Annotated in this window: 15 protein-coding genes, 5 tRNA genes and 1 other RNA gene; 2 read left to right on the forward strand and 19 right to left on the reverse strand. The window is 37.8% G+C overall.

The genetic code is table 11. The annotated features are described in order from the left end of the window. Positions 1–77: 77 nt before the first annotated feature. The 3 genes from BVF91_RS00120 to BVF91_RS00130 all read right to left on the reverse strand — a co-directional run bounded on the left by BVF91_RS00120 (position 78) and on the right by BVF91_RS00130 (position 1,427). Positions 78–995 (reverse strand): ComEC/Rec2 family competence protein, encoded by a 918-nt coding sequence (locus tag BVF91_RS00120; protein WP_085111543.1) that lies wholly within the window; start codon positions 993–995, stop codon positions 78–80. 11 nt (positions 996–1,006) lie between these two features. Further along, complete coding sequence (locus tag BVF91_RS00125; RefSeq protein WP_085111544.1) at positions 1,007–1,216, reverse strand: DUF3006 domain-containing protein; 210 nt, start codon at positions 1,214–1,216, stop codon at positions 1,007–1,009. 139 nt (positions 1,217–1,355) lie between these two features. Beyond that, positions 1,356–1,427 (reverse strand) — tRNA-Ala (locus BVF91_RS00130). A 129-nt stretch (positions 1,428–1,556) separates the two neighbouring features. Here BVF91_RS00130 and BVF91_RS00135 point away from each other — a divergent pair. Beyond that, positions 1,557–2,183, forward strand: a complete 627-nt coding sequence (locus tag BVF91_RS00135; RefSeq protein ID WP_085111545.1) for an SGNH/GDSL hydrolase family protein — start codon at positions 1,557–1,559, stop codon at positions 2,181–2,183. A 70-nt stretch (positions 2,184–2,253) separates the two neighbouring features. On the opposite strand, the gene BVF91_RS00140 is transcribed toward BVF91_RS00135, so the two are convergent. From BVF91_RS00140 to BVF91_RS00210, 15 genes are all read right to left on the reverse strand, one after another. After that, positions 2,254–2,330, reverse strand: a tRNA-Val gene (locus tag BVF91_RS00140). 38 nt (positions 2,331–2,368) lie between these two features. Next, positions 2,369–2,445: transfer RNA gene (locus BVF91_RS00145), tRNA-Val, on the reverse strand. Between the two features lie 55 nt (positions 2,446–2,500). Continuing rightward, positions 2,501–3,457 carry a mannose-6-phosphate isomerase, class I gene (manA, locus tag BVF91_RS00150; RefSeq protein ID WP_085111546.1) on the reverse strand — a complete coding sequence of 319 codons (957 nt, stop codon included), beginning with the start codon at positions 3,455–3,457 and terminating at the stop codon, positions 2,501–2,503. 18 nt (positions 3,458–3,475) lie between these two features. After that, the gene (deoD, locus tag BVF91_RS00155) at positions 3,476–4,177 is read right to left on the reverse strand and encodes a purine-nucleoside phosphorylase (RefSeq protein ID WP_085111547.1); all 702 of its coding nucleotides are present in this window, start codon (positions 4,175–4,177) and stop codon (positions 3,476–3,478) included. Between the two features lie 69 nt (positions 4,178–4,246). After that, positions 4,247–5,356, reverse strand: a complete 1,110-nt coding sequence (mnmA, locus tag BVF91_RS00160; protein ID WP_085111548.1) for a tRNA 2-thiouridine(34) synthase MnmA — start codon at positions 5,354–5,356, stop codon at positions 4,247–4,249. 76 nt (positions 5,357–5,432) lie between these two features. Continuing rightward, positions 5,433–5,810: RNase P RNA component class A (gene rnpB / locus BVF91_RS00165), an RNA gene on the reverse strand. A 63-nt stretch (positions 5,811–5,873) separates the two neighbouring features. Beyond that, on the reverse strand, positions 5,874–6,989 hold the full coding sequence (locus BVF91_RS00170) for a Nif3-like dinuclear metal center hexameric protein (RefSeq protein ID WP_085111549.1): 1,116 nt from the start codon (positions 6,987–6,989) through the stop codon (positions 5,874–5,876). Continuing rightward, complete coding sequence (locus tag BVF91_RS00175; RefSeq protein WP_085111550.1) at positions 6,952–7,662, reverse strand: tRNA (adenine(22)-N(1))-methyltransferase; 711 nt, start codon at positions 7,660–7,662, stop codon at positions 6,952–6,954. Before BVF91_RS00175 ends, BVF91_RS00170 begins: the two co-directional genes overlap by 38 nt. Before the next feature lie 55 nt (positions 7,663–7,717). Continuing rightward, a tRNA-Ile gene (locus tag BVF91_RS00180) sits at positions 7,718–7,793 on the reverse strand. 6 nt (positions 7,794–7,799) lie between these two features. Further along, positions 7,800–7,874 (reverse strand) — tRNA-Asn (locus tag BVF91_RS00185). 45 nt (positions 7,875–7,919) lie between these two features. Continuing rightward, positions 7,920–8,993 (reverse strand): RNA polymerase sigma factor RpoD, encoded by a 1,074-nt coding sequence (rpoD, locus tag BVF91_RS00190; protein WP_014759306.1) that lies wholly within the window; start codon positions 8,991–8,993, stop codon positions 7,920–7,922. Between the two features lie 31 nt (positions 8,994–9,024). Continuing rightward, entirely contained in the window at positions 9,025–10,821 is a 1,797-nt protein-coding gene (gene dnaG, locus BVF91_RS00195; protein WP_085111551.1) for a DNA primase, read from the reverse strand. A gap of 129 nt (positions 10,822–10,950) precedes the next feature. Next, positions 10,951–11,961, reverse strand: a complete 1,011-nt coding sequence (locus BVF91_RS00200; protein ID WP_085111552.1) for a deoxyguanosinetriphosphate triphosphohydrolase — start codon at positions 11,959–11,961, stop codon at positions 10,951–10,953. 58 nt (positions 11,962–12,019) lie between these two features. Continuing rightward, on the reverse strand, positions 12,020–12,259 hold the full coding sequence (gene secG, locus BVF91_RS00205; RefSeq protein WP_013298463.1) for a preprotein translocase subunit SecG: 240 nt from the start codon (positions 12,257–12,259) through the stop codon (positions 12,020–12,022). A gap of 70 nt (positions 12,260–12,329) precedes the next feature. Next, on the reverse strand, positions 12,330–12,704 hold the full coding sequence (locus tag BVF91_RS00210) for a DUF134 domain-containing protein (protein WP_085111553.1): 375 nt from the start codon (positions 12,702–12,704) through the stop codon (positions 12,330–12,332). 155 nt (positions 12,705–12,859) lie between these two features. Here BVF91_RS00210 and BVF91_RS00215 point away from each other — a divergent pair, with 155 nt between their 5' ends. Beyond that, a complete protein-coding gene (locus tag BVF91_RS00215) occupies positions 12,860–13,186 on the forward strand; it encodes a hypothetical protein (RefSeq protein WP_085111554.1) in 327 nt (108 codons plus the stop codon). Positions 13,187–13,215: 29 nt separating this feature from the next. Here the strand turns inward: BVF91_RS00215 and eno are convergent, their stop codons facing one another. Continuing rightward, positions 13,216–14,502 carry a phosphopyruvate hydratase gene (gene eno, locus BVF91_RS00220; RefSeq protein ID WP_085111555.1) on the reverse strand — a complete coding sequence of 429 codons (1,287 nt, stop codon included), beginning with the start codon at positions 14,500–14,502 and terminating at the stop codon, positions 13,216–13,218. Positions 14,503–14,518 lie beyond the last annotated feature (16 nt).

Raw genomic sequence — 14,518 nt, forward strand, 5'->3', positions numbered from 1 at the left:
AGATATAACCTCCTCATAATTCTTTCTGGTTATATCTTTTCATGAAATCTACTTATTTATGTAACAAAAATCCGCTTTTAGTTTTTTTGTCCCGGCGTGTAATCACCTGGTTTAACATTAAACGAAATACTTTGCCCATTGCTTAAAGCAATTATTGTCCCACATTCGTCTGTCCTATAGACCGGTATGTTTCTGGCTTTAAGTTTTTTTAATGTAGAACTGTGGGGATGTCCGTAGTCATTACCTTTTCCACAGGAGATTACAGCGTATTTAGGACTGACATCATCTAAAAAGCTCGCAGTAGTTGATGTTGAGCTTCCATGATGACCAACTTTAAGTACATCCGATTTCAAATCATACCCCTTTTCAATCATTTCCATCTCCGATTCAGCACCAGCATCGCCAGTAAACAAAAACGATGTGTTTTTATAAGCAAGTTTTATCACTGCACTGTATTCGTTAAGATCGTCGTATTTAGAGCTATTTGGCGCTATCATTTCAGCGCTGACAGAAGGACCAAGGTCCAAAGTCACTCCCGCTTTTGCCACATCTATCTTCAATCCCTTATTTTTCGCTGCGTTTAATACATATTCAAATGTCTTCGTGTTTGTAGTTACTCTTGGCATGTAAAACTTCCCTATTTCAAAGCTTTCTATTACTCTATCCATTCCACCAATGTGATCTTCGTGTGGGTGTGTTCCAACTAATATATCGATTTTTGTTACACCTAAACTTTTTATGTAGTCGACGACCTTTTTCCCCATTTCTGGTACGCCAGCATCGATTAGCATTGTCTTATTGTCAGGTGTCTTAATAAAAATGCTATCGCCCTGTCCCACATCGATAAAATACACTTTAAGTAAGCCATCTGTAGATTGCACTGTAGAATTCTGAATTTCGCCTTGTTTCTGATTGAAATTTGTGGTGTCAGAACATCCAACCAAAGAAAAAACTAAAACAAATATCAAACCAAAAATTGCTATTTTTTTAAACATGATGCACCTCCCTACTCTCTAAAAAGTTCATCTGCCAGCCTTTTTATTTTCTGGCTTCGCTTAAGCGTTTCTTCACTGTCAATGTATACATCAAACTTTATTACATCGCCTTCTTTTAAATCTTTCGGTAAAAGAGTACGAGGAAAATTAAATGTAATACGCCCAAACTCAATTACAGCGTAATCACCTTCGAATCTGTCTATTATGCACATTTCATTCATAATCATCCCTCCCAAATTATTATATCATGGGAACATTTTATTCCATTCACTAAAATGAAAAAAATAAAAAGATATGGCATCAATCGGCATAAAAAAGGGGGTTGGACTTAAGTTAAATGTCCAATCCCTTTTTTCTAAGTGGAGATGAAGGGATTTGAACCCTCGACTCCCACAATGCGAATGTGGTACTCTCCCGCTGAGTTACATCCCCATCGAAAATAATTATATCATAAAACGGCGATGATTTCTACTTTTTTGTCAAAAAGTTGAAATCATCATCTAAAATGTGATAACATAGTTTACGATATCATATCGTCAATTTTAATAGAGGTGATTTAATATGTTATTAAAAGATGGTGATGTAGTATTATTTCAAGGCGACAGTGTAACAGATGCTGGTCGAAATCGAGAAAACCCTGACGATTTGGGATTTGGGTATCCCAATATCATTGCATCAATGTTTTACGCATTACATCCTGAGTTAAACGTAAAATTCTTAAATAGAGGCATAAGTGGAAACAGGGTTAGAGATCTCAAAGAACGCTGGCAAAATGACTGTATAGATTTAAAGCCGACTGTTGTATCAATACTCATTGGAATAAATGATACATGGAGAAATTACGACAACAACGACTACACATCACCGAAAAAATTCGAAGAAGATTATAGATACATACTTGAAAAGACAAGAGAAAATCTTGACGCAAAAATCATCATCATGGAGCCTTTTGTCCTTCCAGTCCCTGAAGACAGAAGAGAATGGAGAGTGGACTTAGATCCAAAAATCCATGTGGTCAGAAATCTGTCAAGGGAATTTGGAGCATATTTCATCCCGCTGGATGGCATCATGGCAAAATATTCAACCGCAAAAGATCCAGCTTTTTGGGCTTCAGATGGTGTGCATCCCACAAATGCGGGGCATGCCCTCATTGCTAAAGAATGGCTTAATTTAATCAATGCTTTCTAATCTTCAAGCCGCCTTTTAGAGGCGGTTTTTTGCAAAATAAAAACAGCTTTTTAAGCTGCATATTTCAGATTGGTGGGGTTAACAGGATTCGAACCTGTGGCCTCTACGATGTGAGCGTAGCGCTCTAACCGGCTGGGCTATAACCCCACTTAAAAATCCATATTTAAATTTTAAATTAGTTAAAATGGTGGGGTTAACAGGGCTCGAACCTGTGACCTCTACGATGTCAACGTAGCGCTCTAACCAGCTGGGCTATAACCCCACTCGCCTCACATGTTTAGTATATTATATTTTTACCTCTATGTCAACATCACTTTCTACACGTAAGACCTTATAAGTTTGCAATTGCCAGTAATGGTGTATTTGCCAATTGACGCAGGTATCAAAAGCGATTCACCGCTTTTCAAATCGGCTTCTCCATCTTCGTAAATTATCTTTCCTTCGCCTTCTACCATCACCAACGTATTAAAAATGCCGTTAGTCTCTATATTGACCGTTGACTCAACATAGATTACATCCGTTTTAAAGTATTTTGACTGAACGACATTGGCGATGCTTCCCCCATCTACCTTTTTATATTTAGGAACTATTTTATCGCTTTTTAAATTAAAATCAATCACGTCTAAAGCTTTATCAATGTGAAGCTCTCTTTTGTTTCCATTGTCATCTACTCTATTGTAATCATAAACTCTGTAAGTTAAATCCGAATTCTGCTGTATTTCGCAGATTAGTATGCCTTCTCCGATGGCGTGTACCATCCCTGAAGGTATGTACACTACATCTCCTGGCTTTACCTCTATCTCATTGAGACATTCTTCAAGTCTTTCCTTTTCAAGCAATGACTTAAATTGTTCCTTCGTCGTGCCTTCTTTTAAACCACAGATAAGTTTGGCACCAGGCTTTGCATCGATTATATACCACATTTCTGTCTTGCCTATATCGCCATTTTCATAATGATAAGCGTAATCATCATCTGGATGCACTTGAACAGACAATTTATCATTGGCATCTATTATCTTTATAAGCAATGGAAATCTATCGTACGATTTGCCTTCTCCATAAAGCTCGTCTCCATGCTTATTTACAAGTTCGCTTAATTTAACTCCATCGTAAATACCACCATCTACTTCACTTACAGCAGTTGTATTGTCAGAAATGCACCAAAGCTCACCTATCTTTTTACCGTAAGGTACATTAAAGCCGTACTTTGTCTTCAAGGCATCTCCGCCCCATATCCTTTCCATAAATATGGGTTTAAACTTTAGTGGTTTCATTCTCATCACTCCCACATATTATTCAGCGATATTTAGCGCAATTTCTATCATATCGTTAAATGTCTTCTGCCTTTCTTCTGCAGATGTAGCATGACCTGTAACTAAACTATCGCTTACTGTCAATATGGTAAGAGCATCTACTCCATACTTAGCAGCTAAAGTATAAAGGCCTGCCGTTTCCATCTCAACTGCTAAAACGCCAAACTTGGCCCATAATTTCCAGCTATCTTTATCATCGTTGTAAAATGTATCTGATGAAAGTATATTGCCTACTTTTACATTGATGCCTTTCTCCAAAGCCGCATCATAAGCTTTTTTCAAAAGCTTAAAGCTGGCTGTAGGAGCATAGTCCATGCCATTAAACCTGATCTTATTTATGGCAGAATCTGTCGATGACGCCATTGCCAATATTACGTCTCTTATGTTTATATCTTCTTGCATAGAGCCGCATGTACCTATCCTTATGAGATTTTTTACGTTGTAGCTTTGGATAAGCTCGTTTACATATATGGATATAGATGGTATACCCATCCCTGTTCCCTGAACAGATACTCTTTTGCCTTTGTAATTGCCAGTAAATCCGTACATTCCGCGGACTTCATTGTAACAAATTACATCACTTAAAAAATTGTCTGCAATGTACTTAGCCCTCAGTGGATCTCCAGGCAATAATACTGTACTTGCAACTTCTCCATCTTTTGCACCTATGTGAATACTCAAATTATCCATCTCCTTTTAATATTTTACAATTATATAATATCAAAAATGATGTAAACCTTCAATCGCTTTCTATATCAAGGCTTTTTTATCTTTATATACGGTTTCTATCACACCGCCTCCAAGACAGTATTCACCATCGTAAAAGACGACAAATTGACCTGGTGTAACAGCTCTTTGCGGTTTATCAAACACAACTAAATAGCCATCATCTTTATTAAAGACCATCACATCTTGGTCAGGTTGCCTGTACCTGAATTTTGCTTTGCACCTAAGTTCATTAAAGCTTATGTCTCCGTCTATCCAATTTACATCCTTCGTAAACAAGCCGTACGAATACAATGCAGGATTTTTCTCGCCTTGTGCAACATAAAGTATATTGTTTTCAACATCCTTGTCAACCACAAACCAAGGCTCTCCTGTGCCTACACCACCTATGCCGATGCCTCTTCTCTGTCCTAATGTGTAAAACATAAGCCCATCATGACGTCCCAATACACGCCCCGACAGATCCCTTATTTCTCCCGGCTTCGCAGGCAAAAACTGGTTTAAAAATTCTTTAAACTTCCTCTCTCCGATAAAGCAAATACCTGTACTGTCTTTTTTATCAGCCGTCTTCAGACCTGCCTTTCGTGCTATCTCCCGCACTTCCGATTTATCAAGGTGTCCTATTGGAAACATCGTCTTTGACAACTGCTTCTGCCCAAGCTCACATAAAAAATACGTCTGATCTTTGTTTTTGTCTACACCTTTTAGCATCCTATAGTGCCCATCTGTATGCTCTATCCTTGCATAGTGGCCTGTTGCAATATAATCTGCTCCAATTTTCATCGAAAACTCCAAAAAAGCCTTAAACTTTATCTCTTTGTTGCACATTACGTCTGGATTAGGTGTTCTACCGCTTTTGTATTCATTTAAGAAATACTGAAAAACTCTGTCCCAATATTCTTTTGTAAAGTTTATCGAATAGTAAGGAATACCTATTTTATCGCAAACCCTCACAACATCTTCATAATCCTCTGCTGCCGTACAGTACCCCGAGTCGTCTTCTTCATCCCAATTTTTCATAAATATGCCTATCACATCGTATCCCTGTTCTTTAAGAAGCAGTGCAGACACAGAGGAATCTACTCCTCCAGACATCCCCACTACAACTTTTACGTTTCGATTCTCATAAGCCATTTAAAATTACAACCTCTCTCATAAAAAAATTATTTAAAAAAACTCAATGCCACATGACATTGAGTTTTTACCTTTTAATACGAGCAAGTCTATAAGCCGAGTTCTGTTTTAGATGGTCATCTATCTACGATATCAGTTGCCTGATACCTCCAGCGGTTTTACCCGAGGGTCAAGCGGGCCACTTGTATTTCCCTCCTATTCTACCTTGCTCCAGGTGGGGTTTACAGAGCATTCCAGTCGCCTGGATGCTGGTGAGCTCTTACCTCGCCTTTCCACCCTTACCCACCACCAATCCGCTATTAATAAAAGCATTATTATTGACGAATTAGTGATAGGCGGTATATCTCTGTTGCACTTTCCTTGGAGTCACCTCCACCGGGTATTACCCGGCACCTTGCCCTGTGGAGCTCGGACTTTCCTCGTACATAATGTACGCGACCATCTGGCTTACTCGTAAGTATTACTCTCCAGATATAGAATGATACCACTATTAAATAAGTTTGTCAAATGGCAATTATTACATGAATATAAATGGATCAGCTTGTACCTCGCTGGTGATGACATTTAAGTCTACATCCATTTTTTGCGCTTCATCTCTTATGTATTCAGCGATGAAATTTACAGAAATCTTTTCTGTGCCAAAATGACCCGCATCTATTACAGCCAGTCCAAGATGTCTTGCATCTACTGCATCATGATAACCAACATCGCCTGTTATCAAAACATCGGCACCTTTAAAAGCTGAAATGGACACAAGACTTCCTCCACTGCCACCGCACACAGCCACTTTTTTAACTGTCTTGTTTAAATCACCTACGACGCGTATGTTTTTTAAGCCAAGTTTTGCTTTTACATCATTTGCAAGGTTGCCTAATGTAGTGTCTTTTATGAAGCCAACTCTCCCGATTCCATATTCGTCGTACAATGTATCAACTGGGTATATATCATAAGCTACCTCTTCGTATGGATGAACTTTTAACATAGCGCTTATAACCCTGTTTACCAATTTATCTGGCGCTATAGTCTCTATTCTAACCTCCTGAGTATTTTCCACTTTCCCTATCTCACCTATAAAAGGGTTCGTTCCCTCTAACGGTTTAAAGCTTCCTATGCCCATCGTTTGAAACGTACAATCGCTGTAATTTCCTATGTAGCCTGCACCTGCATTGCACATGGCTGTCTTTACTATCTCCTCATATCCAACCGGAACATATACTACAATTTTCTTATAGCCTTCCTTATATGTAACTTGCAAAATCTCCTCGTCGTATATTCCTAGTATGTTGCAGAGAATATCGTTCATTCCACCTTTTGCAGCATCAAAGTTGGTATGCGCTGAATACACAGGTATGTCTTCTCTTATAAGCATCGTCAAAACTTCGCCTAACGGATTATCAGCACGCAAATTCTTAAGTGGCTTAAATATTATAGGGTGATGCGTTACAATCATGTCGACTTTTTTGGATATGGCTTCTAATACAACTTCTCTTGTAGCATCTAAAGCCACCATGACAGACGACACATCTTTTCTGGGATTTCCCACAAGAAGTCCAACATTATCCCAATCTTCAGCACATTTGTGCGGTGCAAGTTTGTCAATCATTCCAGCTATTGTCTGGCATTTCAGACTCATACAATAACACCTCATATTTTTTTATTTTATTTAAAATATCCTCTTTCAGTAAATCACTTTCATTGCTTTTCGATACTTCATCAAAAATCTTTTTTAGCTTTCCTATCTTATATGATATATAATCTTTAAGCAATGGGTGACGTTTTTGAAAGAGCTTTTCGCCGATTTCATAAAAAATTTCGTCGTGGACATTTCCCTTGCCATGTTCTACAGCAATTATCTCAAAGAACTTTCCTTTCTCAAAAACTAAATCTTCGTCAACAATCAAATACCCATTCTCATAGATGTACCTGCGAAGATGGTCAGATGCCGTCATAGGCTGCAAGATAAATCTCTCTACAGTTGAAGCAATGCTTTTGTCTTTTTCTAAAATATCTGAAATCAAAATGCCACCCATGCCGGCTATTACAGCAGTATCAACTTCATTTGGCCTTAAAACGCTTAATCCATCGCCAAGCCGTACAATTATATTTTCTGACAGATTGTGCTTTTTAATAACATCAATTGCTTTATTGAGGGAAGCAGATTTCACATCTGATGCGATTATGTAGTCTGAAATGCCATTTAAGTAAAGGTAAACTGGTATATATCCATGATCTGTACCTATATCAGCAACTTTAGAATGAAGTTTTATCATTTTGACGATAGAATTTAATCTCTGTGACAGCTTCATACTATAAAATAAAAAGCATTTGTAAAATCAAATGCCTATCCTTTCATCAATTATATGGTGGGCCTTCAGGGACTCGAACCCCGGACCAATCGGTTATGAGCCGACCGCTCTACCAGCTGAGCTAAAGGCCCTAAATATGGCTCCTCAGGTAGGGCTCGAACCTACAGCCTACCGGTTAACAGCCGGTTGCTCCACCATTGAGCTACTGAGGAATACATTTATTATTATACTACATTTTTAACCGGTGTCAAGCAGTGTCAATCCAAAAAATCTTTTAATTTCTTGCTGCGGCTTGGATGTCTCAATTTTCTCAATGCCTTTGCCTCTATCTGTCTTATTCTCTCTCTTGTGACATTGAATTCTTTGCCTACTTCCTCCAATGTCCTTGCCCTGCCGTCATCCAATCCAAACCTTAACCTCAACACCTTTTCTTCCCTCGGCGTCAAAGTATCCAATACGTCTATAAGCTGCTCTTTAAGCATCGTAAATGCTGCTGCTTCAGCAGGCGCTGGAGCATCTTCATCTGGTATAAAATCGCCAAGATGGCTGTCTTCTTCTTCTCCTATAGGAGTCTCTAACGATACTGGTTCCTGAGCAATCTTCATTATCTCTCTGACCTTGTCAACTGACATGTCCATCTCTTTAGCGATCTCCTCCGGTAGAGGGTCACGTCCCAATTCTTGCAAAAGTTGCCTTGAAACCCTTATAAGCTTATTAATAGTCTCTACCATATGGACAGGAATGCGTATTGTCCTGGCCTGATCGGCTATAGCCCTTGTGATTGCCTGTCTTATCCACCATGTAGCGTATGTGCTAAACTTAAATCCCTTTCTGTAGTTAAACTTTTCTACAGCTTTTAAAAGGCCTAAATTTCCTTCTTGAATCAAATCGAGAAATAACATACCTCTGCCTACATATCTTTTAGCAATGCTTACAACAAGCCTCAAATTTGCTTCCGTAAGCCTTTTTTTAGCTTCCTCATCGCCTTTTTCTATCCTCTTTGCCAACTCTATTTCTTCATCAGGAGATAAAAGAGGTATTTTTCCTATTTCTTTTAAGTACATTCTTACTGGATCGTCAATATTTATCCCTTCAGGAATAGACAGATCCAAATCCAGATCTTCCTCTGGAATTAATTCATCCTGCTGCGGTTCTTCCCCCACGATTTCTATACCCAACTTTTCGAATGTATCATATACTTTCTCTATCTGATCTGCATCCATATCAATATCTTCAAGGGAATTCATTATTTCATTGTACGTCAGCATGCCATTTTTTTTGCCTTTATCGATTAGCTCTTTTATGGAATTTTTTACTTTTTCTTTATTCACGGGTGTCCCCTCCTTTTGGGCAACCTTTTTCTCAGCCATTTTTTAAACTCAGCATCTCCTTTTCATATTTCTGTAATTGTATCAAAAGTTCTCTTTCCTTTTCGACGTCACCAGCATTATATGAATCGTCAATTTCACGTTTAATGCTTGCAATTTTTTTTCGTATGTCATCTTTTATTATCTCTTTTACACAGTCATCCACTATCTTCTCGCTTGCCACTTTCTCGCTATACAGAACGTTGAATATATCGTTAAATTCGTCTTTTAAATCAGCATTGTCCAGCATAAAGCTTAGGTCTTTTGCATCCACATGTCCACCATCTTCAAGCCTTTCAAAAATATACGACATCACTGCCTTTAAATGTTCGTCTTCGATGTCATCTACAGAAAGCTTCCCTTTTACCCTGCTATAAAGCTTGTTGTCAATTAAAAGCAGTGCAATCAAGTACTTAAGAGACGGTATCTTTTTTGCTTCACTGTATTTAATATTATGCCTATTATTGCCAACTGTATACCTAATTTTTTTATTATTTTGCAAAAAACCCTTGACAAACTGGTCTATTTCTGCTCTAATAGTGTTTTCAGGTATTTCAGCGTCTTTTGATACGATGGAGATATACACATCTCTCTTTACTTCGTCTTTAACTGTGGCAAGATCCTTGCACACCTTTTTGATGTACTTTATCCTGTCTGATGGCTTTCCTAAATCCAAATCTTGTTTGTACTTCTTTATCTTATACTCTATCAATGTATCTGTCTTTTCAAGAAGCTTTTTAAATGCGTCAAAACCTTCTTTTCTCACATATTCATCAGGGTCCTTGCCATTAGGCACTGTCAATATATTTACATTCAAGTCCAGTTCGTCTAAAAGGCTAAGACCCCTCATTGTGGCCTCAATGCCTGCTTCATCTGCGTCGTATGAAATGACAACAGTGTTTTTGTACTTTTTTATAAGTCTACCTTGCTCTAAAGTCAGCGCGGTACCCAATGATGCGACGACATTGTCAAGTCCACTTTGGTACAATGCAATTGCATCCATATATCCTTCAACGATAATAAACATATCTTCTTTAGATTTTTTGGCGTAATTAATCCCATACAATGTCTTTCCCTTTTTAAAAACAACCGTCTCAGGGGTGTTTAAATACTTTGGCTTTGCATCATCCATGACTCTACCGCCAAATCCTATCACATTGTTTTTCTCATCTATTATGGGAAATATTACCCGATTTTTAAATCTATCGTAATATGAACCAGTGCTGCTTTTTGAAACAAGACCAGCCCTTACAAGTACGTCAATATTGTAATTGCGGCGCTTTAAATACTTAAGCAATTCAAGTCCACTTGACGGAGAAAGCCCCAATCCAAATCTCTTTATCGTAATATCGTCAATGCCCCTATCGTAGAGGTATTTTAATGCAGCCTGTCCAAATTTTGAATAAAGATACCTGTGGTAAAACAAAGCAGCTAACCTATTTACTTCATATATTTCATCTTTCAGCTTTTTTTTCTGATACTCTAAACCTGACAAATTTTCTTCTTCAATCTCTATACCAGCTCTATCTGCCAAGAACTCAACGGCCTCCTTAAAACCTACATTTTCAATATTCATTACAAAGGTAATGACATTTCCGCTGGCTTGGCAACCAAAACAATGATAAAGCTGCTTCTCTTGGCTTACATTGAAAGATGGTGTTTTCTCATGATGAAATGGGCACAATCCCTTAAAGTCTTTGCCAGATTTTTTAAGTGAAACATAGCTTGAGACAACATCTACTATATCATTTTCTTCTATTACCCTATCAATTACGTCTTTTGAATAAGACATAAACACCACCTTAATTAATAGTTCGACAAAAAACAGGAAAATCCTCTTTTTAAAAAACAATTATAAAATTTTCATGGAATTAATATATTCGACATAAATTCCTAAAATCCTTCTTGAAATTTTTACATTTTAAAAATTTTTATCTTCCCACGGTGATGGTAAGAAAATCTCTTTATACTTTGTTATAGCGTATTTATCGGTCATTCCTGCTATATAGTCAGCAACCGCTCTTTCTTTACCATATTCATGTGTTAATTCGATAAATTCCTCCGGCATGTCGTCTACATTTTCGCAAAAATAATAAAAAAGCTGTTCAACAACTTTTTTTGCTTTTGCTTCTTCGCTTTTTGCCTTCGAACCTATATAAACCTTTTTAAACAAAAAATCTCTAAGGCTGTAAGTAGCATCATAAATCTCATGGCTCATGGAGATGTTATCTTTTCCCATGCTGTTTTCAATTATGTCCTTAACCATTGTGTTTATTCTCTTGCTGTGAGTATCTCCTAATATCTGCCTTAAATCTTTTGGTATATCATCATTTGTCAATACTTTGCCTCTAATCGCATCATCAATGTCGTGATTCACATAGGCAATCTTGTCTGCTAATTGAACGATTTTACCTTCCAATGTCCCAGGATTTCCGGATGTGGAATGATTTAAGATGCCATCTCGCACTTCCCATGTCAGATTAAGCCCTAAACCATTATTTTCTATCACATCCACCACTCTTAAGCTTTGAACACTATGCCTAAAGCCATCTTTTAAAAGCCTATTTAGAACATCCTCACCCGAATGGCCAAAAGGGGTATGTCCTAAATCATGACCTAACGCTATGGCTTCGGTTAAATCTTCGTTAAGCCGCAATGCCCTTGCGATAGTCTTTGATATTTGTGCAACTTCCAAAGTATGCGTAAGTCTCGTCCTGTAATGGTCACCTTCAGGAGATATAAAAACCTGCGTCTTATGACTCAATCTCCTAAAAGCCTTACAATGTATGATTCTGTCTCTATCCCTTTGGTAATCTGTGCGAATATCGCACTTTTCCTCGTCTCTTGTTCTCCCTTTTGATTCTCTGCTGTGTGCTGCGTACGGTGATAGTATCTTATACTCCATATCCTCGGATATTTCCCTTATTTTCATCATATCACCTTCTCACAAAAATAAAACCCAATAAGGGTTTTATTTTATATAGACGATATTATTTTCCCATCAGCAACGTCAATATCAATGAAGTAATTATGAAAACTACGGCGCTTATCGTCGTAAGCCTCTCCAAAGTGCCTTCCATCGTCCTGGCCTTGTTTTTGCCAAAGAAAGTCTCTGCACCACCTGCAATGGCGCCGGATATACCTGCACTTTTCCCTTGTTGCAAGAGTATAACTGCCATCATAAACAAACTAACAATAATATGAATTATAAGTACTATTATTTTTAGCATATGTTTAACCTCCGAAAATCATATTTACACTATTATATATTATATAGCAATAGCATATTTATATCAAGCACTAATTTTCTTCATCAGAAATTGATTCACTCATCATGCCATGCCTATTGCAATGTCCATGTCCATGATGTGGTACGTCTTCACCGTAGACTTTGTAATTACCGCCTTCTACTCTTATGGCTTTGCCATTTACAAGTGCATCTGCAACTTTTTCGCGAGCTGACATGATGATCCTAAAAAACGTAGGCCTTGAAACTTTCATCCTTTCCGCACAATCTTCTTGTTCTAATCCCTCTAAATCCTTTAGACGTATGGCTTCAAACTCCTCAACTGTAAGCACCACTTCACTTAATGAGTGCATAGGTATTCCTACTGGCTTAAAATAATTTATGTTTGGTTCACATTTTACCCATCTGCATTTTTGAGGTCTCGGCATTTTATCACATCCCATTTCTTTTTTTGCATAATCATAATACTATTTTATCACTTATAAGTTAATTATATCAAGATAGTTTTAAATACAATACACACATATTTCTAATACAATGAATAGCATAAATTAGTTAACAATATTATATAAGGATGATTTTTATGACGCTATCTTCTATTTCAAAATTATCATCTCCAAGCTCTCTGGTAACAGCTATCGGTTATATGCTTTTCGCAATAGGAATAAATAGCGATGTGAGAACAAAAGAAAATCTTGCAGTTTCTGGCAGATGGATTATTTTTATAGGAACTTTTTTGCTGTACGCCCTGAATATAATATCGATAAGACAAAATGAAAATAAAGATGCAGTTATCATTGAAAGTCCTGATTTGCTTATTTTGGCTGGCAGTTTTATGATTGCATCAGGTGCATTTGTAGATGCAGTCGGATTTGAAAAGAAAAATTTAAAAGAAGCTCAGGTATATTGATACTGAGCTTCTTTTTTTGCAGAGATAAATTATCTTACGTTGTAAAATGCGTCTTTTCCAAGGTATTGTGCTATTCCGCCTAACCCTTCTTCTATCCTCATCAATTGGTTGTACTTGACGACTCTATCTGTTCTGGAAGGAGCACCAGTCTTAATCTGCCCTGCATTTACAGCAACGACAAGATCTGCGATAGTTGAATCTTCTGTCTCACCTGAGCGATGTGACACGACAGCAGTGTACCCTGCTTTCTTAGCCATCTCTATCGCATCAAGTGTTTCAGTAAGTGTACCAATCTGATTAAGCTTAATGAGGATGGAGTTCGCAACACCCATCTTAATTCCTCTTGAGAGTCTTTCTGTATTTGTAACAAAAAGATCGTCGCCAACTAATTGAATTCTCTTGCCTAATCTTTCTGTTAAGAGCTTCCATCCATTCCAATCCTCTTCTGCTAAACCATCTTCAATTGAAACGATAGGATATTTATTTACAAGCTGCTCCCAGTAGTCCACCATTTCTTCTGACGTTCTCACAACACCTTCTCCATCGAAATGGTATTTTCCATCTTCTTTGTACATCTCAGATGAAGCTGGGTCAAGTGCTATCGCTACATCTTCACCAGGCACATATCCTGCCTTTTGGATTGCTTCCAATATTACCTGTATTGCTTCTTCATTTGATGTAAGGTTTGGTGCGAAACCACCTTCATCGCCAACTGTAGTGCTTAATCCTTTTGATTTAAGCACTGATCTTAAGTTGTGGAAAACTTCAGCGCATGTCCTTAAAGCTTCATGGAAGCTTTGCGCGCCAACAGGCATGATCATGAATTCCTGTATATCGACGTTATTGTCAGCGTGCTTTCCGCCGTTTAAAATGTTCATCATTGGCACAGGAAGCACTTTTGCATTTACTCCACCTAAGTACTGGTAAAGTGGCAAGCCAACTTCTTCAGCAGCAGCTTTAGCAACTGCCAGTGAAACGCCTAAAATTGCATTTGCACCCAAATTTGATTTGTTTGTAGTTCCATCTAAATCAATCATGGCTTTGTCTATTGCCACTTGGTCTATTGCATCCATTCCAATTATCTCTGGAGCGATCTTTTCATTTACATTTTCTACAGCTTTCAATACACCTTTTCCTAAGTACCTGTTGTTGTCGCCATCTCTCAATTCAACAGCTTCAAACTGACCTGTTGAAGCACCAGATGGAACAGCAGCACGGCCTACAGCACCGCTATCTAATTCAACTTCTACTTCTACTGTTGGATTTCCTCTTGAGTCAAGTATTTCTCTTGCATAAACATCAACAATTATAGACATAAACATTCTCCTTTCG

It is taken from the genome of Thermoanaerobacterium sp. PSU-2 (genome assembly GCF_002102475.1).
Lineage (GTDB): Bacteria > Bacillota > Thermoanaerobacteria > Thermoanaerobacterales > Thermoanaerobacteraceae > Thermoanaerobacterium.